20 protein-coding genes are annotated in these 20,450 nt (G+C 74.1%); 8 read left to right on the top strand and 12 right to left on the bottom strand.

From position 1 onward, the window contains the following. Positions 1–35 precede the first annotated feature (35 nt). The 9 genes from AVW11_RS39295 to AVW11_RS18055 form a co-directional block, all read right to left on the bottom strand. Positions 36–140, bottom strand: coding sequence for a DUF6893 family small protein (locus AVW11_RS39295; RefSeq protein ID WP_381788019.1), 105 nt, complete (start codon positions 138–140; stop codon positions 36–38). Next, the gene (locus AVW11_RS18020; protein ID WP_060177649.1) at positions 137–709 is read right to left on the bottom strand and encodes a hydrogenase maturation protease; all 573 of its coding nucleotides are present in this window, start codon (positions 707–709) and stop codon (positions 137–139) included. Before AVW11_RS18020 ends, AVW11_RS39295 begins: the two co-directional genes overlap by 4 nt. Continuing rightward, positions 706–2,124 (bottom strand): hypothetical protein, encoded by a 1,419-nt coding sequence (locus tag AVW11_RS18025; protein ID WP_060177648.1) that lies wholly within the window; start codon positions 2,122–2,124, stop codon positions 706–708. Before AVW11_RS18025 ends, AVW11_RS18020 begins: the two co-directional genes overlap by 4 nt. After that, positions 2,121–2,840, bottom strand: a complete 720-nt coding sequence (locus tag AVW11_RS18030; RefSeq protein ID WP_060177647.1) for a DUF6084 family protein — start codon at positions 2,838–2,840, stop codon at positions 2,121–2,123. The genes AVW11_RS18025 and AVW11_RS18030 overlap by 4 nt, the downstream gene beginning before the upstream one ends. Further along, positions 2,837–3,499 carry a DUF5947 family protein gene (locus AVW11_RS18035; protein ID WP_060177646.1) on the bottom strand — a complete coding sequence of 221 codons (663 nt, stop codon included), beginning with the start codon at positions 3,497–3,499 and terminating at the stop codon, positions 2,837–2,839. Before AVW11_RS18035 ends, AVW11_RS18030 begins: the two co-directional genes overlap by 4 nt. Next, a complete protein-coding gene (locus tag AVW11_RS18040; protein WP_060177645.1) occupies positions 3,496–4,023 on the bottom strand; it encodes a hypothetical protein in 528 nt (175 codons plus the stop codon). Before AVW11_RS18040 ends, AVW11_RS18035 begins: the two co-directional genes overlap by 4 nt. Continuing rightward, the gene (locus AVW11_RS18045) at positions 4,020–5,804 is read right to left on the bottom strand and encodes a nickel-dependent hydrogenase large subunit (RefSeq protein WP_030851975.1); all 1,785 of its coding nucleotides are present in this window, start codon (positions 5,802–5,804) and stop codon (positions 4,020–4,022) included. The genes AVW11_RS18040 and AVW11_RS18045 overlap by 4 nt, the downstream gene beginning before the upstream one ends. A 78-nt stretch (positions 5,805–5,882) precedes the next feature. Beyond that, positions 5,883–6,938, bottom strand: a complete 1,056-nt coding sequence (locus AVW11_RS18050; protein WP_030851972.1) for an NADH-quinone oxidoreductase subunit B family protein — start codon at positions 6,936–6,938, stop codon at positions 5,883–5,885. Between the two features lie 78 nt (positions 6,939–7,016). Beyond that, positions 7,017–8,804, bottom strand: a complete 1,788-nt coding sequence (locus AVW11_RS18055) for an enoyl-CoA hydratase-related protein (RefSeq protein WP_076044708.1) — start codon at positions 8,802–8,804, stop codon at positions 7,017–7,019. Positions 8,805–10,287: 1,483 nt separating this feature from the next. Here AVW11_RS18055 and AVW11_RS37740 point away from each other — a divergent pair. The 4 genes from AVW11_RS37740 (at position 10,288) to AVW11_RS36635 (ending at position 12,306) form a co-directional block, all read left to right on the top strand. Then, on the top strand, positions 10,288–10,398 hold the full coding sequence (locus AVW11_RS37740; RefSeq protein ID WP_338058863.1) for a helix-turn-helix domain-containing protein: 111 nt from the start codon (positions 10,288–10,290) through the stop codon (positions 10,396–10,398). 165 nt (positions 10,399–10,563) lie between these two features. Continuing rightward, entirely contained in the window at positions 10,564–11,430 is an 867-nt protein-coding gene (locus AVW11_RS18060) for a hypothetical protein (protein WP_143568862.1), read from the top strand. A 175-nt stretch (positions 11,431–11,605) separates the two neighbouring features. Further along, entirely contained in the window at positions 11,606–12,127 is a 522-nt protein-coding gene (locus AVW11_RS38985; RefSeq protein ID WP_079250666.1) for an alcohol dehydrogenase catalytic domain-containing protein, read from the top strand. Then, positions 12,121–12,306 (top strand): MDR/zinc-dependent alcohol dehydrogenase-like family protein, encoded by a 186-nt coding sequence (locus tag AVW11_RS36635; protein WP_076044716.1) that lies wholly within the window; start codon positions 12,121–12,123, stop codon positions 12,304–12,306. Before AVW11_RS38985 ends, AVW11_RS36635 begins: the two co-directional genes overlap by 7 nt. Positions 12,307–12,459: 153 nt before the next feature. Here AVW11_RS36635 and AVW11_RS18080 read toward each other — a convergent pair whose 3' ends face one another. The 3 genes from AVW11_RS18080 to AVW11_RS18090 form a co-directional block, all read right to left on the bottom strand. Next, positions 12,460–13,476, bottom strand: coding sequence for a TolB family protein (locus AVW11_RS18080; protein WP_076044718.1), 1,017 nt, complete (start codon positions 13,474–13,476; stop codon positions 12,460–12,462). A gap of 8 nt (positions 13,477–13,484) precedes the next feature. Further along, positions 13,485–14,810, bottom strand: a complete 1,326-nt coding sequence (locus AVW11_RS18085; RefSeq protein WP_076044720.1) for an MFS transporter — start codon at positions 14,808–14,810, stop codon at positions 13,485–13,487. Between the two features lie 286 nt (positions 14,811–15,096). After that, complete coding sequence (locus AVW11_RS18090; protein ID WP_076044722.1) at positions 15,097–15,954, bottom strand: glycosyltransferase; 858 nt, start codon at positions 15,952–15,954, stop codon at positions 15,097–15,099. A 361-nt stretch (positions 15,955–16,315) separates the two neighbouring features. Between AVW11_RS18090 and AVW11_RS18095 the strand changes: the two genes are divergently transcribed. The 4 genes from AVW11_RS18095 to AVW11_RS18110 form a co-directional block, all read left to right on the top strand. After that, positions 16,316–17,440 (top strand): Gfo/Idh/MocA family protein, encoded by a 1,125-nt coding sequence (locus AVW11_RS18095; RefSeq protein ID WP_225884967.1) that lies wholly within the window; start codon positions 16,316–16,318, stop codon positions 17,438–17,440. A gap of 109 nt (positions 17,441–17,549) precedes the next feature. Continuing rightward, positions 17,550–18,545, top strand: coding sequence for an SDR family NAD(P)-dependent oxidoreductase (locus AVW11_RS18100; protein WP_076044724.1), 996 nt, complete (start codon positions 17,550–17,552; stop codon positions 18,543–18,545). Continuing rightward, positions 18,542–19,702: a DegT/DnrJ/EryC1/StrS family aminotransferase gene (locus AVW11_RS18105; protein ID WP_076044728.1), complete on the top strand. Its 1,161-nt coding sequence runs from the start codon at positions 18,542–18,544 to the stop codon at positions 19,700–19,702. The genes AVW11_RS18100 and AVW11_RS18105 overlap by 4 nt, the downstream gene beginning before the upstream one ends. Next, on the top strand, positions 19,699–20,450 hold a 752-nt coding region (locus AVW11_RS18110), incomplete at its 3' end, for a NeuD/PglB/VioB family sugar acetyltransferase (protein WP_076044730.1). The genes AVW11_RS18105 and AVW11_RS18110, both read left to right, overlap by 4 nt.

The following is a 20,450-nucleotide window of genomic DNA, read 5'->3' on the forward strand; positions in this document are numbered from 1 at the left end:
TACGCCGTTCGGCGGGGGCGCGGCGCCGTGCGGCGTCACATCCTGCGCATGCGCAGGTAGCGCCTGAGGTCGGGAAAGACCTGGAGCACGACGGCGGCGAGGGCGGCGACCGCGGCCCCGCTGATGACGGCCTTCTTCATGGGGTTCTCCTCAGTTCACGGCCGGGTGAGCCGACTTCGTCGGAAGAGGGGCGGTCGAGCAGGTCGAGGGCCATGCGCACGGCCTCCGGGACGGCGGCGGCCACGGGCGCGCTCAGCCCGATGCCCTCCTCGACGCAGGCCGGTTCGCAGCCGAGGACCAGCGTGCGCCGCGGAGGGGTGGCGCCCGTTCCGGCGCACAGGGTGTCCAGCAGGGCGAGGACGGTGTCGGGCGACATGTGGTGGCCGTCGAGTACGGGCCCCTCGCCGGGTCCGGCGGCCTGCGTACCGGCATCGGCGCACGCACCCGCACCCGCGCCGGCTGCCGCTTCCGCCTCGATGAGGTAGAGCGTGCCCGGTTCGCCGCCCCGGGCGGTGGCGTCGACCAGGACGAGCGTGTCGTAGCCGTCGAGGAGCTGGTAGGCGAGGTGGACCCCGCGCACGCCGAAGTCGACCACCTCGACCCCGTCGGGCAGCGGCTGCGCGGACAGGGCGCGTACGGTCTCCACGCCGAAGCCGTCGTCGCCGAGGAAGACGTTGCCGATGCCCGCGATCAGGACCTTGGGGCTCACGCGTCCTCCGGCAGGGTGACCTCGTCGGGCTGGAAGTAGAGGAAGCGGCCCTGTTCCCGGCGGATGTCCGCGCCGGGGTCGTCCTCCACGGTGACGGCGAGGTGCACTCCCCCGTCGACGTCGTGCAGGACGGCCTCGACGTGCGCGGTGCGGCCGTGGAGGAAGAGGTCCTGGGCGTCGGTGCGGCGCGGTCCGGGTCGGAGCACGACCCGGCTGCCGGGGCCCACGGGGGCGCCGTCGACGGTGACGCGGTCGCGGTCGCGGGCCGGGTCGGCGGTGCCGGCCGGATCCCACCACGGGGTGTCCGGCCTGAACACCGCCTCCTCGTCGGGGATCTCGGAGATCTCCCGCGGGCCGTCCGGGCCGGTGGCCTCCCGCAGGGAGCGCACCGCGCCGTGCAGCCGTTCCAGCACCTCGGGGGGCAGGGAGTCGGCGAGGTCGATGACGGCTGCCGCCCGGGCGTCGGTGCCCCGCGCCTCGCGCTTCTCCTGATCGGTCAGGGCCGCCGTCCGCAGGGCGAGGATCTCGTCGATCTCGGTGGCGTCGTACATGGCGCCCGCGCTCTCGGGGGCGATGGCCGGGTGGTCCTCCAGGATGATCGGGGAGGACAGGACCACGTCGGCGCGGCCGGCCTCGCCGGCGAGCACCGGCCAGGTGTGGCGGTTCTCGCAGGCGGCGACGGCCTCCCGGGCCCATTCGGGCGGGTCGGTCATCGACAGGAAGGAACCGGAGTCGAGTCCCAGCAGGAGGTGGGCGGCGACCAGCGAGCGGGGCAGGGCCGCCTCCCGGTCGGCGCCGGATCCGTCCGCGGGGGTCCACGGGCTGGTGTTCTCCACGACCGCCGTGAGCCGGAACACCCGGTAGGCGCCGTCGAGTTCCACGGCACGCAGCCGCAGGACGCCCTCGATCGCCTCGGTGCGCCGCACCAGGCGGCCCGCCGTGCGCCCGTCGGCGCCCAGGACGTCCTCGACGTCGTCGCGGGCGGGGCGGGCGAACGGCACGCGGATGCCGTCACCGGCCAACCCGCTGACGGGGACGCTCAGTTCGACCCGCTCCTCCGCTCCCTCGTCCCAGGGGACGAGGACCCGGTCGCAGAGGTGCAGCTCGTCGACGTCGGTGAACCCGCCGCCCGCCAGGGCCTGCTGGACCGTGCGCCGCTGCGCGTGCAGGAACCGCAGCTCCAGGGCGAGCGTCGCGTCGCCCTTCGGCTCCATCAGGACCTCGGTCCGCTGGAAGGCGTGCTCGCCGTGGGCCGGGCCCCACGCCGGGGGTACGAGGACCCCGAACTGCCAGCGCATCCGGTTCTTCGCGGCGGAGGCGCGGTACGGGTAGAGCACGTAGCCCTCGAGGAGGACGGCGTCGGCCACCTGCCGGGCGGCGGCGAAACGGGCGTCCGCGGCGGTGCTCGTGGTCACGGGGCCGTCCTCTCGGTGAGGCGCGGACGCAGCGCACCCGGCCGGACGGCTCCGGGCGGGGCGGGCCGCGCCGCATCCGACGCGTCCGAGGAGTCCGAGGAGTCCAGCAGGGCGCGTACGGTCGCCTCCCAGGAGGCGAGCGCGTGGCGGGAGCGGTAGGCGAGCAGCTCGGCCATGGTGTCGCGGGGCAGCCGGAGCCAGCCGCAGCCGGGGAAGTGCTGCTCGACCATCTCGCGCCAGACCGCCACGGGCATCCGGTACGCGGCTTCGCGGTCCCACGGCACCGGCTCGACGCGGAAGCCGGCGTCGCCGGTGAAGGCGGTGCCGGAGAACAGCATCAGCAGGGGTACTTCGCCGGCCTGGAGGGCCTCGAAGTACCGGGTCGCGGCGATGTCCATGTCGTAGGTGCAGGGTACGACCAGGTCGGTCTCGGTCTCCCCGGTGAAGCCGGGCACCATGACCGCCACCTGGGCGAACTGCACGGGCTGGAGGCTGGTGCCCCAGCGGGAGCGTTCCCCGAACAGGTCGGCGAGGCCTGCCGCCTCGGCGGGGCCGTAGCCGCGCCGGGCCGGTTCGATGCGGATCTGGCAGCGCAGCGCCAGGGCGTGCACGCGGGTGTCCGGGTCGGCGGTCACGCGGAGCCGGAAGACGAGGGTGGGGCCGGCGGCGTACGGGTCGGCCCGCACCCCGGTGCAGGTGAAGCCGAAGCCCGTCATGACCGGTCCTCCGCGGGTGCTGCGGGGGCCACGGGCCGGGCCCGCCGTTCGACGTCGTCGAAGAAGGCGCCGAGCGCGGCCCGGGCCTCGGCTCCTCCGTCGAAGCCCTGCCACAGCATCCGCATCCGGCCGACCAGTTCGTAGCAGGCGTCGATCGGCACGAGGTAGCAGCCGGAGCGGCCTTCCCAGCGGTGCACGAGCAGGGCTTCGGTGTCGGGTTCGAGCAGGGCGGCCAGCGGGCCGGCGTCGAGTACCTGCTGCCAGGTCTGCGGATCGAGTTCGCTCTCGGTCGCGCCGGCCGGGCTGGGGTAGAGGGCGACCAGCCGGTCCAGTGCGGCGTTGCGGAAGAAGAAGGCGACGCCGACGGGGATCTGGAGCCGTTCCCACACGCCGGCGTCGAGCCGGTGGTCCGGGTCGGTCAGGTAGCGGTCGGGGACCGCCCGGTAGCGGCCGGTCCGGGTGCCGGGCCGGTCGAACAGCAGCGAGCAGGCGGTGCAGGCGCAGACCAGTGTCCGCTTCTCGGTCTCCACCAGGTGGCGGTGCCCGTCCGGGGGCACCGCCACCCCGCACAGCTCGCAGGTCTCGGGCTTCGGCGGGCGCGGGCCGGCGAACCGGCGCAGCCCGCGCGGGCCTCCCGTGCGCAGGGCTGGCCCGCTCACGAGACCCGCGCCGGGCTGTGCGGCCGGGTGCCGATCTGCAGGAGCGCGGGCTGCTGAGCCGGTGCGGGCTCCATCTCCACGCTCGTCACCTCGGGGGCGAAGCAGGTCAGGGCGTCCTCCAGGGTCCGCCGGGCGGTTTCCGCTCCGCCGGGGCCGCAGCCGCAGCCGGTGGGGGCGGCCGCGGGGCGCAGCCGCAGGACACCGGTGGCCTCGTCGAAGCCGAGCAGCTCCACCGGGTCGGGGGCGCCGGCCAGGGCGCGGCCGATCCGGGTGTGCACGTCCTCGGGGTGCAGGCCGTGCAGGGAGAGCAGGCTCGCCACGAGCTCGTCGTCCGCGGCCGCGGCCAGCGGGCCGTCGCCCAGCTTCTGCGCGATCCGGGCGAGCCCGGCGCCGTAGAACTCCATGAGCACCCGCACCAGTTCCTCGGCGGCCTCGCACGCCTCGCGGTCGCCGGTGGCGGCCAGCCGGTCGAGGACCTCCTCGACGCGGCGGCCCGCCTCCCGGGCGTCGAGCGCCGCGCTCATCCGCCCAGTCCGCTCAGGCCGGTGGGGACGTGCATCGTCTTCACGGTCCTGCCGCCGCCGACGTACATGTGGACGCCGCAGGGCAGGCAGGGGTCGAAGCTGCGCACGGCGCGCATGATGTCGATGCCCTTGAAGTTCTCCGGGGTGTTCTCCTCGAAGATCGGGGTGTTCTGCACGGCGTCCTCGTACGGTCCGGGCGTGCCGAAGGTGTCGCGGGTGCTGGCGTTCCACGGCGTCGGCGGGTAGGGGTGGTAGTTGGCGATCTTGCCGTCGCGGATGACCATGTGGTGCGAGAGGACGCCGCGGACGGCCTCGGTGAAGCCGACGCCGATGGACTCGTCGGGCACCTCGAACTTCTCCCAGGTCTGGGTGCGTCCGGCGCGGACCTCGGCGAGGCCCTTCTCGGCGCAGTGCAGGGCGATGGCGGCGGCGTACGCCTGGAAGTAGGTGCGGGCGCGGTTGCGTTCCAGCGCGTTGCTCCACTTCGGGATCTTCCACTCGAAGCGGGTCTCGGGCTTGGTCATCGTGCGGGGCAGGTTGATGACGACGCTGTGCCCGGTGGCCTTGACGTAGCCGACGTCGACGAGGCCGGACAGGGCCGTGGACCACAGGCGGGCGATGGGGCCGCCGCCGGTGTCGAGGGCGAGGTGGTCCTTGCCGTCGAACCAGCGGGGCGACATCACCCAGCTGTACTTGTCGTCGAAGTTGCGCTTCTGCGGGGCCGGGATGGTGTGCTGGTTCCACGGGTGGCGGGGGTCGACCGGGTTGCCGAGCGGGTCGTGCGTGACGAACTGCTCCTTGCCCTCCCAGTCGTCGTAGTACGAGCTGCCGAGCAGGATGCGGATGCCGAGGTTGATCTCGGTGAGGTCGTTGGTGACGAGTTTGCCGTCCACGACGACGCCCGGGGTGACGAACATCTTCCGTCCCCAGTCGGTCATGTTGGCGTAGGTGAAGTCGCAGTGCTCGGGGTCGTTGAGGGCGCCCCAGCAGCCCAGCAGCACCCGGCGGCGGCCGACCTCCTCGTAGCCGGGCAGGGCCTCGTAGAAGAAGTCGAAGAGGTCGTCGTGGAGCGGGACGACGCGCTTCATGAACTCGACATAGCGCATGAGGCGACTCATGTAGTCCGTGAAGAGCTGGACGGAGGCGATGGTGCCGACGCCGCCCGGGTAGAGCGTTGAGGGGTGTACGTGCCGCCCCTCCATCAGGCAGAACATCTCCCGCGTGTAGCGGCTGACCTGGAGGGCCTCGCGGTAGAACTCGCCCTCGATGGGGTTGAGGGAGCGCATGATGTCCGCGATGGTGCGGTAGCCGTGCTCGCCCGCGTGCGGGGCCTCGGTGCGCTCGGCCAGCTCCAGGACGCCGGGGTTGGTCTCGCGGACCATCTTCTCGCAGTAGTCGACCCCGACCAGGTTCTCCTGGAAGATGTTGTGGTCGAACATGTACTCCGCGGACTCGCCCAGGTTGATGATCCACTCGCCGAGGTGCGGCGGCTTCACCCCGTAGGCCATGTTCTGCGCGTAGACGGAGCAGGTGGCGTGGTTGTCACCGCAGATCCCGCAGATGCGGCTGGTGATGAAGTGTGCGTCGCGGGGGTCCTTGCCGCGCATGAAGACGCTGTAGCCGCGGAAGACCGACGAGGTGCTGTAGCACTCCGCGACCCGCTTCTGCTTGAAGTCGATCTTCGTGTGGATGCCGAGGCTGCCCACGATCCTGGTGATCGGATCCCAGGCCATCTCCACCAGGCCGCTGCCGTCGCCGGCCGTCTTCGTGTTCGGTGCCATCGTTGCTGCCGTGACCCTTCTTCGGTACGTGCGGGGCGTGCGGGGCGTTGTCTGCGGGTGTGCGGGCGGAGCGGGCCGTCACCAGGGCGGGCGGTAGCCCGTGGTCAGGCTCCGGCCGGCCCGGCGCCACTTCGGCTCCTCGTCCACGGTGTGGGCGGTGACCGAGCGGAGCTTGCGGATCAGCGCCCCGTACGCCCCGCTCGCGGTGACGGAGACCTTCGCGCCGGGGGGCTCGTCCATGAAGGGCATGAACTTGTCGGGGAAGCCGGGCATGGTGCAGGCGATGCAGATGCCGCCGACGTTGGGGCAGCCGCCGATGCCGTTCATCCAGCCGCGCTTGGGGACGTTGCACTTCACGACGGGACCCCAGCAGCCCAGCTTGACCAGGCACTTCGGGGAGTCGTAGGTGTTGGCGAACTGGCCCTGCTCGTAGTAGCCGGCGCGGTCGCAGCCCTCGTGCACGGTCGCCCCGAACAGCCAGGTGGGGCGCAGCTTGTCGTCGAGGGGGATCATCGGGGCCGAGCCGGCCGCCTGGTAGAGCAGGTAGGTCAGGGTCTCCGAGAAGTTGTCCGGCTGGATCGGACAGCCCGGCACGCACACGATGGGGATGCCGGCCTGCGAGGTCCAGTCCCAGCCCAGGTAGTCGGGCACGCCCATGGCGCCCGTCGGGTTGCCTTCCATGGCGTGGATGCCGCCGTACGTGGCGCAGGTGCCGATGGCGACGACGGCGAGGGCCTTGGGCGCCAGCCGGTCGATCCACTCGCTGGTGGTGATGGGCTGCCCGGTCTCCGGGTCGTCGCCGAACCCGCACCAGTAGCCCTCGGGCTTGATCGACTCGTTGGGGATCGAGCCCTCCACGACGAGGACGAACGGGTCGATCTCGCCGCGCTCGCCCTTGAAGAACCACTCGATGAAGGTGTCCGCGCCGCCGACCGGACCGCATTCGAAGTCGATCAGGGGCCAGTGCACGGCGATTTTGGGGAGGCCCGGCAGGGTGCCGGTGACGATCTCCTCGATGCTCGGCTGCATCGCCGCCGTCAGGGACACGGAGTCGCCGTCGCAGCTCAGACCCGCGTTGATCCAGAGGATGTGGATCACGGGGTCGTCGACCGGGTCCTTCGTCACTGCGGCCATGCGCTGCCTCCTCGGGGAGGGGATCGGGTGAGAGGGGTGGGGCGGTGGAGGCGGTCTGCCTCGGCTCCACATTTCTTGCTAACAGCTGCCGGGGCCGGGCGCCTCGTCTGGTACGGCCAGTCCAGTGACGCCGCGCCGGTCCGCGGCCGCGCGGGCCAGGTGCGGCGCAGTCGCGGCCGGGCGTTCCTTGCGGACGAAGGCGCGGCGCAGGGCGTGGTAGGGGGCGTGCGGGTCGAAGAAGGTCCGCCGCATCCGCGCCAGCTCGGCCTCCCGGTGGGCGGCCAGCGGGCGCCGCGCCTCGTCGCGCTCGCGTGCGGCCTTCTTCGCGGCGATCCGGGACGCGGTGGCCGGGAGGGCGGCGAGCCGGGCCGCGAGGCGCTGCGCCTCGCGGGGGAAGTCCGCGGGCGTGGCGGGCACCGTACGGTCGACCAGTCCGATCCGCTGCGCGGCGGCGGCACTCAGGGGCAGGGCCTCGGTGGTGAGGCGCTCCGCGAGGGCGCGGCCGACGCGTCGGGGCAGGGTGTACGTCCAGTACTCCGAGCCGTACAGGCCCATCAGGCGGTAGTGGGGGTTGAGGACGACGCCGGAGCGGCACCAGACCTCGTCGGCGGCGAGGGCGAGCATGGCGCCGCCGGCGGCGGCGTTGCCGCCGAGGGCCCCGACCACGAGGCGGTCGGTGGTCGTCAGCACCGCCTCGACGAGGTCGTCCATGGCGTTGATGTTGGCCCAGGACTCCTCGGCGGGGTCCGCGGCCGCCTCGATGACGCCCAGGTGGATGCCGTTGGAGAAGAAGTCGCGGCATCCGCCCAGGACCAGGACGGAGGTGGGGCGGGTGCAGGCCGTCCGGTAGGCGTCGAGCAGGCGGCGGCAGTGGGCGGTGCTCATGGCGCCGCCGGGGAAGGAGAACGACAGGAAGCCGGCCTGGCCCTCCTCGTGGTAGCCGATGTCGGACCAGGCGGGGCGGTACGGGCCGGCGTCGGGCGGTGCGGGCAGTTCCGGGAGCGGGGGCAGTCGGTCGGACCGGTCGAGCCAGTCGGGCCGGTCGGGCTGGTCGGGCCGGTTCGCGAGGGCGAGCGTCGCGGGCAGCCGGGGCGTGGCGGGCCCGCCCGGCACCCGGGGGGCACGCAGCTCGGGGATCCACACGGCCCCGTCCGCCGTGGCCCGGCAGACCGCGCCGGCCCGGGTGGCGAGGAGTTCGCCGGGGCGGCCGCGCAGGTTGTCCTCGCGGTGTCCGCCGTGCAGAAACCAGTCGGCGCCGAGCAGGTGGTCGCGTACGCCGGGCTGCGAGTCGGCGGCGCGCAGGACGCGCAGGACGCGCTCGGTGCCGTCCGCCTGCCAGTCGATCCGGCGCTCGCCCTGCCGCACGAGCGGCCGGGCCCGGCCGCCGGTCTGGGGGCGCGGGACGTACGTACCGGAGGCGAAGCGCTCCACGGCGAGCAGGACGGCCTCCAGCGCCGCGTCGGCGATCTCGCCGCGGTAGAGGTCGCTCTTGCCGACGGGCGGTACCGGGCATTCGGCGGCGGCCCAGACGTCCCCGGCGTCCATCTCGGCGTTGGCCTGGAGGACCGTGACCCCCCAGCGGGTCTCGCCGTCCTGGACGGCGTGGTCGAGGGAGGAGGGACCGCGGTCGCCGACCGGTCCCGGGTGGACGACGAGGCAGGTGTACGCGGCCCACACCTCCTCGGGGAGGGCGGTGCGGAGCATCGGTGCGAGGACGAGGTCGGGGTCGTGGCGCCGCACGGTGTCGGCCAGGGGGACGTCGGGCAGGGCCAGTTCGACCGCCACCCGGTGGCCGTGGTCGCGCAGCTCGGCGTGGACCCGCTGGGTGAGGCTGTTGAACGCGCTCGCGACGAGCAGGACGTACACGTGGTCTCCCGGCGGCGGCGCGCAGGCACCGCGTCCCGGTGCCCGGCCTGTTGGGCGGCTGGTGACCGGAGCACGACCGGCCGCCTGCGATGCTCGTCCCCGCGGGGCGGGGGGTGGCCGAAGCGGAGCGGTGATGTCACCCGAAAGCGCAGGGGGGCACGGCCGCTCGGCCCACCCTTGCCCTGGCCGGGCGGTGCGGGATCCTGCTCCGGGGCCGCACCCCGGCCGGGCCGGCCCTCGTCCTCGCCGCAGGGGCAGGATCCGGGCTCGGGGCGGGCCGGTCGCGGGGCGGGGCGCGGCGCGGCGCGGCGCGGCGCGGCGGGGCGGGGCGGGATACGTGCCCGGGCGGGGCCGCCCCGAGGCCGAAGCTCCGGCCTGACCGGGTCGTGCCGCCGGGCGGGATACGGGCACGGTGCGGGCGGGTCGCGGCGCCGGGCAGGGGTATCTCCTCGGCTCGGCGCGCGCGAGGTGTCTCGGTTGTGAGCGGTGGTTGCGCGCTCGTCCTGCGGGGACACCCCTCCCCGTCCCCACTCCAGCAGTACGAGCCCGGTTCCGGGAGCCGTCCCGGCCGGACCGCGACCTCACGGTGCGGGCGAGACGGGGTCGCCCCGAGGCCGATGCTCCGGCCGGCCCGGGTCGGCCTGCCGGGCGGGATACGGGCTCGGTGCGGGCGGGTCGCGGTGCCGCAGGGGTATCTCCTCGGCTCGGCGCCCGCGAGGTGTCACGGCCGTGAGCGGTGGTAGCGCGCTCGTCCTGCGGGGACACCCCTCCCCGTCCCCACTCCAGGCGCGAGCCCGGTTCCGGGGGGCGTCCGGGCCGGGCCGTGGCCTCGCGGTGCCGGCACCGCTGGGCCGTGGGCTTGTCGAAGCGGGGGCGTGGGGTGGGGACACGGCGGAGTGTCCCCGCAGGACGAGCGCGCAACCCAGGCCGCCTGGCCGCGACAAGGCCGCACGCGCCGAGCCGAGGAGACACTCCGGCGGGGCACCGCACCACACCCCACACCACCGACCAGCGGCATCGCCGCACCCCGCACCACCGAGCACGCGCAGCCGAACCAGACCCGCCGGCGATTGAGGAGCGGGATCCGGGGCAGAGCCCCAGCAACCCCGGCGGGAGCCGATCAGCACCGCCCCACACCCGGCCGCCGAAGCCCCGTCCACACCTCCGAGCCAGCGCAGCGGTACCGCGGAGCACCGGCAACCCCGGTGAGCCGAACTCGTCCAAGGCGAAGACCCGGTCGGGGAAGCGGTCCAACACCTGCTCGATGCGGTTGAGCTTGGTTTCGCGGTGGGGGTCGGGGGATTCCTTCCAGGTCTTGGTGCGCTGGAAGGTCATGCCGCGGCGCCGGAGCAGGCAGCGTAAGGCCTCAGGACCGGTACGGATGACGCGCCTGCGTACTTTCCGCAGGTAGGCGGCAAGTTTGCGTATCGACCAGCGTGTCGAAGGCTGGCCGAGCTTGGCGAGGTGGGTGATGGCTGTCCGGATGACGAAGTCCGACACCGTCCGCGATGTGATCCACCGGTTCAACGAGATCGGTCTGGTCTGCCTGGACCCTCAGTGGGCGGGAGGCCCGTCCCCGCATGTTCACCCCTGACGGCATCGCCGGGGCTGACACACACGGCAGCCACATCCCCGGACCACCCCCACGCGGTCCGGGTTCGCCGCAGCGTGCGCACGCCGACCCGAGGTCCGTGCCACAGGCGCACGTCCCCGGTTTCGGCCATGGACCGTCTTCGCTCCTGCCTCTACGATCATGGGCATGCCCAACTCCTCTCCCCTTCCGGTCCTGCGGGGCAGCCGAGGCACTCTCCTCCAGCGTGACGGCGACACCCTCGTGCTGAGGGGGAGCGCCGAGGAGGTGCGGATCCCCTTCGCGGCGATCGCACGGATCCGCGCGGAGGGGCGGGCCGTCGCTGTGGAACTCACCGCTCCCGGGGGCGCGGTGCCCGCCGTGCACCGGCTGGACGGCGTGAGCGCCGCCTCCGCGAGCGTCTTCGCGTCCGCCGTCACCAGCGTCCTGCCCCGGCATCCGCAGGGCGCCGAGGCCGTGGACGGCTCGGCGCTGGTCACTGTCGAAGCGGTCGCCGAATCGGTGCGCGAGCGGCGCGCGCGCCGGGCCAGGCGCGGGGCGATCGCCGTCGTCCTCGGGTTCGCCGCGCTCGCCGTGGCCATGGGCATCATCGGCGGTAACGCAGCCACCTGGTTCCTGGGGGTGATGGTGCTGCTCACGGGCCCCTTCGGCACGGCCGTCGCCGCGGTCGGTGCCGGCGGACTGTGGCTGACGTACCTGGCCTGGTACCTGCCGCGCTACGGCATCACCGTCGAGGCGGTCCGTGTCTCGGACACCAGCGACCTGCTCGGCAGGTCCGGGAACCACACGTACATGGACACCAGCGGGACCAGCCACCGGATATACGTGAAGGGCAGCGCCGATACGGTTCCGATCGCCTACCACCCGGCGAAGCCGGCCACCGCGGTCGTCTGCCACTCCTGGGGACGCAAGCTCTGGGACACGGTCTTCGGCCTGGGCGTCCTGCTGTTCGGACTCGCAATCCTGGCCCTGGCCGTGGCCCTCGCGGTCGGCACGTTCCTGGGCGAGTACGACGACGCCATGACCCCCCGATGACGCAGCTGCCGCACTGCGCCCGCGCCTGGCAGCAAAGTGCCCCTCCGCGTCAATCCTGACTACCCATGAACCCGGCACCGTACAGCTTGTCCACGTCGAGGACATCGCCCCGACCGAGGTTGTTCCCGGCATCCTCCACAAACCCCCGCCCGCCGCCCAGCGGGCGCGCGGGTGGGTGTACGACCACCGCACGGTGGACGCGGTGGGGCTGCACCTGGACGCTCTGCTGGGGCCCGAGGAACAAGAGGGACAGGAGGGGCCGGCCGCGCGCCCCGAGGCGCCCGTGATCGGCGCGCAGGAGGTCGTGCTGGCGGAGGCGGAGCGGCACAGCACCGTCCCCGGCCACACGATCGCCCGGGGCCCGTCCGGGCTCGACACGCGGTTCGGGGAGGTGCCCGTGCGCAGGCCCGCTCCGGGCGAGGTGGTCATCGACGTACAGGCCGTCGGCGTGAACTTCATCGACGTACTGGCGACCACCGGTTTCCATCCGTTCCTGTCGGCTCCCCCGTTCGTCCCCGGGCACGAGGTGGCCGGCGTCGTCCACGCGGTGGGCGACGGGGTGGAGCACCTCCGGCCCGGCGACGCGGTCATCGCGCTGACCCCGCAGGGGGGTTACGCGGCCCGTGTGACGACGGCCGCGTACACGGTGGCCCCGCTGTCCGGGGGGGCGGCGCCGCCGACGCGGTCGCCGTGCTGATCAGCGGTCTCACCGCCATCGCCTGCCTGGAACGACAGGCGCGGGTGCACCCGGGCGACCGGGTGCTCGTCCAGGCCGCGGCCGGCGCGACCGGCACGGCGTGCGTGCAGCTGGCCCTGCACCACGGCGCCACGGTGTTCGGCACGGCGAGCACGGAGGCCCAGCTGGAGCATCTATAGGCCGCGCTGGCGGAGCTGGAACTGCCGGTCCTCTCGGTTGCCATCAAGGGCGACGCCATGGCCCCGCCCGCGCCTGGATCCGGGACAGTGCCGCGCTCGTCGAGCGGGTACGGAGCTTCGCGGACCGGACCTGACCCCCTCCCCGGTCGTCCGTCAGCCCAGACGGGCCGGGGAGGAGGCCCCGGAGGTCAGCAGCCGGGGGGTGCCGGAGCCGTCGGCGGGCACGGTCCACAGGTCCGTGCGGTCGGCGGCGCCGTCGCCGGGCAGGCCGTAGGCCAGCGTGCCGTCGTCGAGCCAGGCGGCCTGGTCGTCCACACTGCGCCTCTCCGCGAGGGCGTGGTCCCGCAACGTCCCCAGATCCATGACGTGTTCGCGCCACAGCGAGGCCCCGGCACGCACCCGTTTCTTGTAGGCGATGCGCGTCTCGTCCGGGGACAGGGAGGGGCATTCGACGTTCTTGGCGAGGGTGGTGACGGAGCGCCGGGAGACGGAGCCCTTGACCAGGTGGGTCTCGCCGGCGGTGGCGAGCGTGGCGTAGAAGGTGTCGTCGTCCTTGGCGAAGGTCACGCCCCAGAAGTTCACGTCCTGGGCGCGGTAGTCCCGCCCGTCCATGGAAATGGCGAACTCCTCCAGGTTGGCGTCGAGTTTCCAGGTCCTGGTGTCCAGGATCGCGGTGCGGGTGGAGAAGAAGGCCGCGCCGTAGGACTCGCCGGAGACGAACACCGTCCAGGCGGCGAAGCGGCCGCTGGGCGAGACGCGGGCCCGGCTGGGCGTGCCCGCCAGGGGGAAGCTGCGCACCTGGCGCAACGCGGCGTCGACGATGACCGCCTTGTTGTCCTGGGCGAGCGCGCCGGGGCTGGAGCGCAGGCAGACGCCGGTCCCCGCGGCGGCGTGGAAGCGCTGGCAGGTGAGGTCGGAGACCGTACGGGTGCCCGCGGGCGCGTCGGCCGGGACGGAGGCGAGGGCCCCGCGGTGCGGGCCCTGCCCGCTGCCGAGGAAGGTCAGTGTGTCCCGGCCGGCCGTCAGGGTGACGGGCCCCGCGCTCGTCTGCGGGCCACCCGTCTGCGGCCGGTCGGCTCGGGCGGCGGCGCGCAGCACCAGGGTGGCGCCGGCGCCGCCGAGCAGCAGGACCGCCACCGCGAGGACGAGCAGACGGCGGGAGCGTGTCATCGGGTTCCTCACGGGTGTCGGGCCGGGTCGGGCGGAGCGGGTGCGGCAGGTGCCGCGCCCGGGGGCGGCAAGGGCCGCAGCACGTAGCCGGCGACGGCCGCGCAGCAGAGCAGGCCGGCCGCGGCCGCGGCGAGTGCCGGGCCGGTGCCCCAGAGGGTCCACGCCCCGCCGAAGGCCAGCGAGCAGCCGAAGCGGGCCAGCGCCTGGCCGGTGCCGACCACGGCCAGGCCGGTGGCGCGCAGGGACTCGGGGACGGTCGCGGCGACGGCGGCGGGCAGCACCCCGTCGGTGGCGGCGTAGAACATGCCGTGCAGGGCGAGCACGAGGTAGGGCAGCGCGGGCCAGGCGGGGGCCCACAGCAGCAGCCCGTAGGCGGCGAGCAGGAGGGCGTGCCCCGTCAGGAAGACGGTGCGGCGCCCGATCCGGTCGGCGAGGGCGCCGGCCGGGACGGCCAGCAGCAGGAACACGGCGGCGGTCCCCAGCGGCAGCAGCGGGAACCACTGGTCGTCGAGGCCGGTCCGGCGCTGGAGCAGCAGGTAGACGAAGGCGTCGCTGACGGTGGTGAGGCCGAGCAGGACCGCGCAGAGCGCCAGGGCCCGCAGCCGCGGGAGGCGGAGCAGGGCCGCCGCGTCGCGCAGGCGCACGGGGGTGGGGCGGGCGGCGGGCGGGGCCGCGGCCGGCCGGGGCGGGGTCTCGCCCGCCCCGGAGGGGACGAACAGCACGAGCACCACGACGCCGAGCACGGCGACGCAGGCGCTGACGCCGAAGACGGCGTCGTAGCCGTCGACGGCGACGCCGAGGATGAGGAAGGCGGCGAGCGGGCCCAGCAGCGCCCCCGTGGTGTCCATGGCCCGGTGGACGCCGAAGGCCCGGCCCTGCGCCTCGTCCGGTGTGGACAGGGAGATGAGCGCGTCGCGCGGTGCGGTGCGCAGGCCCTTGCCGGTCCGTTCCAGTGCGAGGATCACGCTGATCGGGCCCAGGCTGTGGGCGAGCAGCAGCAGGGGCTTGCACAGGGCGGACAGGCCGTAGCCGATGCCGGCGACCAGCTTGTGGTTGCGGACCCGGTCGGCGAGGTGGCCGCCGGTGAGCTGCACCAGGGCGCTGACACCGTTGTAGACGCCGTCGAGGGCGCCGAATCCGAGCGGGCTCAGGCCCAGCCCCGCGATCAGGTACAGGGGGAGGACGGCGGCGACCATCTCGGAGGAGACGTCGGTGATCATGCTGACCGTGCCCAGTGCGAGGACGGTCGGGGCGACCACCGGTGCCCTGCCGGGTCCCCGGTCCGGCGGCGCGGTCTTCGCGCCCGCGGGCGCGGAGCGGTCCGCGAGGTACATGCTCTGGAGCTCCCCCGTGCAGACGGTCTGAGTCGTTCGAACGTGCGAGTCGAACCCGCACCCTAGTCCTTGTACGGGCCAACTGTGGTGCGTACGGGGCGATTCGGCCGCCAGGGGTGCCTTGCCGGTCGGGCCGGATCGGGGAGCGGGGTCTGCTGCCGGGCGTCGCACGGCGGGCGAGGGAGGCGACGCGGAGCGTCGTCGACCGAGGACAGCGCCGCGAGGCGCGCCACCGGGGTCCGCGAGTCCGGCACGACCGGCAGGGCGCCCCCGGGGCCCCGCTGGTTCACCGCCGGCTGCTCTCGTCCCGCAGCCAGGTGGAGAAGTCCTGGTCGCGGATGGCCCTGCGGGCACCCCGGCGGGCGGCGAGCGCGGCCACCGCGAACACCACGACGGCGGGCAGCAGTTCCGGATCGGCGCGCAGCAGGGCGCGCAGGTCGGACGCTCCGGTGCGCGCCGAGGGCGCGGCCCCGGCCTGCGGCTCGCGCGCGGCCTGGAAGCGCTCGAACTCGGCGGAGGAGGTCGCCGCGCGGACCTTGCGCCGGATCAGGTCGGACCAGGTGCGCGGCGGTCGCACGACGACCCGGGCGGCCTCGACCACGCGCCGCTCCCCCGGCCCGAAGGCGAGGGACGCGGCCAGGTCGTCGGCCATCAGCGGGGGCAGGGCGGCGATCCGCTTGTGGCCCTCCTCGGTCACGGCGATGACACCCCGGCCGAACAGGCCCTCGCGGACGGCCGGCAGCCGCTGCCACACCCGGTAGTAGGCGCGGACCGGCCAGGCGCAGCCGGTCGGCGGGATGTCCCGGCCGGGGGCGGCGGCGAGCAGGCCCGGATCCGCGGCGAGTGCGTCCGCCAGGGCCCGTACGCCGGCGGCCCCGACGACGACGTCGGCGTCCACGTAGAGCCGGGGGAAGCCGCGCGCGTGCTCGTCGCCGACCCGGAGTGCCGTGTGTTTGGAGGGAGTCGGGATCTCCACGACGCGTACGCCGTCGCGTGCGCCCGCCACCCGGGCGGTGTCGTCCGTACAGCCGTTGCACACCACGACGATGTCGGGTCCGGGCGACGGGGAGTCGGCCAGGAGCGCGTCGAGGAGCCGGCCGATGACCCGGCCCTCGTTGTGGGCCGGTATCACGATGCTGGTCACTCGGGCAGTATGCACGCTCACACACCGGCTCCTTGTGATTCCGCCAACTCTGCCCGGGGGTACGCCCGGTGGACTAGATTGAGCGGCGCCGACCGGATTCGGCGCGCTTTCGGCGCGGCCGGCACGATCCGGAGCCGGCAAGGGTGGTACGGGTTCGGCGGCTTGTGGGGAACAGGCGGTCGGGCCGGGGGGCGGCATACGCGATTCACGCAGAACACGGTTGTGGGGGGCCATCACCGTCGAGCAGGTCACGCACAGGCGTCCGGCGTGCCCTCGGCGACGGCGTTCCTCCTCGACCCCACGCGTCCCGGCCATGGGTTGTCGACACGCCAGTCGGCGTGCGCGGAAGGAAGGGAACGCTGTGAAGGACACCTCCAAGGAAGGCGCGCAGAGCGCCGACCGGACCGTCGGGCAGAGCGCCGCAATCTCCGGCCGGGGGTCCGCGGCGCCCCTGGGCATCGCGGTGGTCGGAGCGGGCTACTGGGGCCCCAATCTCGTGCGCAACTTCCAGTCCAGTCCGCAGTACCGGCTGCGGTGGCTCTGCGACCTGGACATCGACCGGGCGCGCCAGGCCCTCGGCAGGTACTCCACGGTGCAGCCGACCTCGGACTACGCGGCGGTCCTCGCCGACCCGTCCGTCCAGGCGGTCGCGGTGGCCACCCCGGCCGGGACGCACCTGGACGTCGCGCTGGCCGCCCTGCGGGCCGGCAAGCACGTCCTCGTGGAGAAGCCGCTCGCCGCCACGTACGAGGACGGGATGCGGCTGGTGACGGAGGCGGAGAAGCGCGGCCTCACCCTGATGTGCGACCACACCTACTGCTACACCCCTGCGGTGCGGCGGATCCGGAAGATGGTCCGCTCCGGCGAACTGGGCGAGATCCACTTCGTCGACTCGGTGCGCATCAACCTGGGGCTCGTCCAGAAGGACGTCGACGTCCTGTGGGACCTGGCCCCCCACGACCTGTCGGTCCTCGACTTCATCCTCCCCGACCACGTGCAGCCGGTGGCCGTCGCCACGACCGGCGCCGACCCGATCGGGGCCGGCCAGTCCTGCGTGGCCTACCTGACCCTCCAGCTGAGCACCGGCGCCATCGCGCACGTGCACGTCAACTGGCTCTCCCCGACGAAGGTGCGCACCACCATGGTCGGCGGCTCCAAGCGCACCCTGGTGTGGGACGACCTCAACCCCACCCAGCGCATCTCGGTGTTCGACCGGGGCGTGGAGCTGAGCACCCCGCAGGAGATCGGCGCCGACGAGCGCCGCGACATGCTCGTCTCCTACCGGAGCGGCGACATGGTGGCGCCCGCGATCGGCGAGAAGGAGGCGCTGCGCAGCATGGTCGAGGAGTTCGCCGACGCCATCAGGACCGGACGGCCGCCGCTGACCGACGGCCGGGCGGGCCTGAAGGTGCTGGACATCCTCGAAGCGGCCTCCCGGAGCCTGGAGTTCCGGGGCGCGGTCGTCGGACTGCGCACCGGGCGCTGACCGCTCCCGGCCGGAAGCCGGCCCGAGACCGGCCCGGCCACGGTCCTCATCGGGACCTTTCGCATCCCGTCACACGCAAGACCACGACCGATCCAGTGGGAGCAGGGCGTTGAGCAGCAGCGTACGAGGCAAGAGGATTCTGGTCACCGGCGGAGCGGGCACCATCGGCTCGCACGTGGTGGACCAGCTGGTGGACAACGGGGCACGCGAGATCGTGGTGCTCGACAACTTCGTGCGGGGGCGGACCGCCAACCTGGCCCGCGCCCTGCCGAGCGGCCTCGTCGAGGTCGTGGAGGGCGACATCCGCGATGTTGCGGCGGTGCGCAAGGTGACGGAGGGCGCCGACCTGGTCTTCCACCTGGCCGCCATCCGGATCACCCAGTGCGCGCAGGAGCCGCGGCTGGCGAACGAGGTGATGGTGGACGGCACGTTCAACGTGCTGGAGGCGGCGGCCGCCGCCGGGGTGGGCAAGGTGATCGCCTCGTCCTCCGCCTCGGTCTACGGGCTGGCCGAGCAGTTCCCGACGACCGAACGGCACCACCCGTACAACAACGACACCTTCTACGGCGCGGCGAAGGCCTTCAACGAGGGGATGCTGCGCAGCTTCCACTCGATGTACGGGCTGGACTACGTCGCGCTGCGCTACTTCAACGTGTACGGGCCGCGGATGGACATCCACGGGCTGTACACCGAGGTGCTGATCCGCTGGATGGAGCGCATAGCCTCGGGCGAACCGCCGCTGATCCTCGGCGACGGCCTGCAGACCATGGACTTCGTGGACGTGCGCGACATCGCGCGCGCCAACCTGCTGGCCGCCGAATCGGACCTGACCGACGAGGTGTTCAACGTCGCGAGCGGGACCGAGACCAGCCTGCTGGAGCTGGCGAGCGGCCTGCTGGAGGCGATGGGTGCGGACGGCCTGGTGCCGGAGCACGGCCCGGCCCGCGCCGTGAACGGCGTGACCCGCCGCCTCGCGGACACCGCGCGAGCGGCCGAGCGCCTCGGCTTCACCGCCGGGATCGACCTGCGCACCGGCCTACGGGACCTGGTGGACTGGTGGCGGGCCGAGCGCGCCGCCGACGCGGCGGCGGAGGCGGGCCGATGAGCGCCCCGGACACGGCCGCCGCCGCGGCCCGGATCCCCGTGATGGTGCCCTGGCTGGGCGAGGAGGAGGCGCAGGCCGCCGCCGACGCGGTGCTCTCCGGCTGGGTCGCCCAGGGGCCCCGGGTCGCCGAGTTCGAGCGGGCCTTCGCGGAGCGGGTGGGGGCCGAGCACGGCATCGCCGTGAGTTCGTGCACCACCGCCCTGCACCTGGCACTCGTCGCGCTGGACCTCGGGCCGGGCGACGAGGTGGTCGTCCCCTCGCTGTCGTTCATCGCCACCGCCAACGCGGTCCGCCACGTCGGCGCGCGGCCGGTGTTCGCCGACGTCGAGGAGGCCACCGGCAACCTGACCCCGGCCACCGTGGACGCCGTCCGCACCCCCCGGACGAAGGCGGTGGTCGCCGTCCACCAGGGCGGGGTGCCCGCCGACGTGCACGCGCTGCGCGCGGCGTGCGCCGAGTGGGACGTCGCGCTCGTGGAGGACGCGGCCTGCGGGATCGGCGCGACGGTCGGCGGGAAGTCCGTCGGGCACGGTGCGCTGCTCGCCGCCTGGTCCTTCCACCCCCGCAAGGTGATCACCACGGGTGAGGGCGGCATGGTGACCACGGACGACGCGCGGTGGGCGGAGCGGCTGCGCCGGCTGCGCGAGCACGGCATGAACGTGTCCGCCGCGCAGCGGCACGCGAGCAGCACGCCGATCGTCGAGAGCTACCTGGAGGTCGGCTACAACTACCGGATGACCGACATCCAGGCCGCGGTCGGCCTGGTGCAGCTCGGCAGGCTGGACGAGATCGTGGCCCGGCGGCGCTCGCTCGCCGCCCGGTACGCGGAGCTGCTGGCCGCGGTCCCGGGCGTGCGACCGGTCCGCGATCCCGCTCACGGCCAGGGCAACTTCCAGTCGTACTGGGTGCTGCTGGCCGAGGACTTCCCCGTCGGCCGGGACGAGCTGCTGGGCGTGCTCTCCGGGGCCGGGATCTCGGCCCGGCGCGGGATCATGGCCTCGCACCTGGAGCCGGCGTACGAGGGGCACGGCGCGGCCGCGCTGCCGGTGACCGAGCGGATCAGCCGCGACTCCCTGATCCTCCCGCTGTTCCACACCATGACCGCGGCCCAGCAGGACCGGGTGGTGGCGGTGCTGCGCGAGCAGGCGGGCGGATGAGCGCTCCGGTGACCTCGGACCTGCTGATCGTCGGCGCGGGCGGGTTCGCGCGGGAGACCGCGCAGGCCGTGCGGGACGTGGCCGCGGCCGACGCGGCGGGCGGCCGTCCGGCCCGGTGGCGGCTCGCCGGGCACCTCGACGACGATCCGGCCCTGCACGGCCGGGAGGTCGACGGGGTGCCGGTGCGGGGCGGCAGCGAGCTGGTCCACGAGCTGTCGGCCGCCCGGGTGGTGGTGTGCGTGGGCAGTCCGCGGGACTACGCGGTACGGGCGCGTCTGGTGCGGCGCCTGGGGCTGCCGCCGGAGCGGTACGCGACGGTGGTGCACCCCACGGCGGCGGTGTCGGGCTCCTCGTCCGTGGGCCCGGGCTCGGTGCTGCTGGCGCACAGCGTGCTGACGGCGGGCGTCCGGGTCGGATCGCATGTGGCGGTGATGCCGCAGGTGGTGCTCACGCACGACGGCGAGGTCTCGGACTTCGCCACCCTCGCCTCGGGCGTCCGCCTGGGCGGCGGGGTGCGGGTGGGGCGCGGTGCGTACGTGGGGGCGGGGGCGCTGGTCCGGGAGTACGCCGCGATCGGCGCCTGGTCGCTGACCGGCATGGGCAGCACCGTCCTCGCGGACGTCCCGGCCGGGGAGGTGTGGGCCGGTAGTCCGGCCCGCCTCCTGCGGCCGGCGGGGGCCGCCGCCCTCGCCGAACTGGCCCGCGAGGCGGGCGTCCCCGGCGGGGCCGGGTGCGGGCCCGCCGGGGA

This window comes from Streptomyces amritsarensis (assembly GCF_001953875.1).
GTDB lineage: Bacteria > Actinomycetota > Actinomycetes > Streptomycetales > Streptomycetaceae > Streptomyces > Streptomyces amritsarensis.

Coding starts and splice junctions, on each gene's coding strand:
- AVW11_RS39295 (WP_381788019.1), bottom strand. CDS start 140: ATGAAGAAGGCCGTCATCAGCGGGGCCGCGGTCGCCGCCCTCGCCGCC.
- AVW11_RS18030 (WP_060177647.1), bottom strand. CDS start 2,840: ATGACGGGCTTCGGCTTCACCTGCACCGGGGTGCGGGCCGACCCGTAC.
- AVW11_RS18040 (WP_060177645.1), bottom strand. CDS start 4,023: ATGAGCGCGGCGCTCGACGCCCGGGAGGCGGGCCGCCGCGTCGAGGAG.
- AVW11_RS18045 (WP_030851975.1), bottom strand. CDS start 5,804: ATGGCACCGAACACGAAGACGGCCGGCGACGGCAGCGGCCTGGTGGAG.
- AVW11_RS18050 (WP_030851972.1), bottom strand. CDS start 6,938: ATGGCCGCAGTGACGAAGGACCCGGTCGACGACCCCGTGATCCACATC.
- AVW11_RS37740 (WP_338058863.1), top strand. CDS start 10,288: ATGACGAAGTCCGACACCGTCCGCGATGTGATCCACCGGTTCAACGAG.
- AVW11_RS18060 (WP_143568862.1), top strand. CDS start 10,564: ATGCCCAACTCCTCTCCCCTTCCGGTCCTGCGGGGCAGCCGAGGCACT.
- AVW11_RS18080 (WP_076044718.1), bottom strand. CDS start 13,476: ATGACACGCTCCCGCCGTCTGCTCGTCCTCGCGGTGGCGGTCCTGCTG.
- AVW11_RS18085 (WP_076044720.1), bottom strand. CDS start 14,810: ATGTACCTCGCGGACCGCTCCGCGCCCGCGGGCGCGAAGACCGCGCCG.
- AVW11_RS18105 (WP_076044728.1), top strand. CDS start 18,542: ATGAGCGCCCCGGACACGGCCGCCGCCGCGGCCCGGATCCCCGTGATG.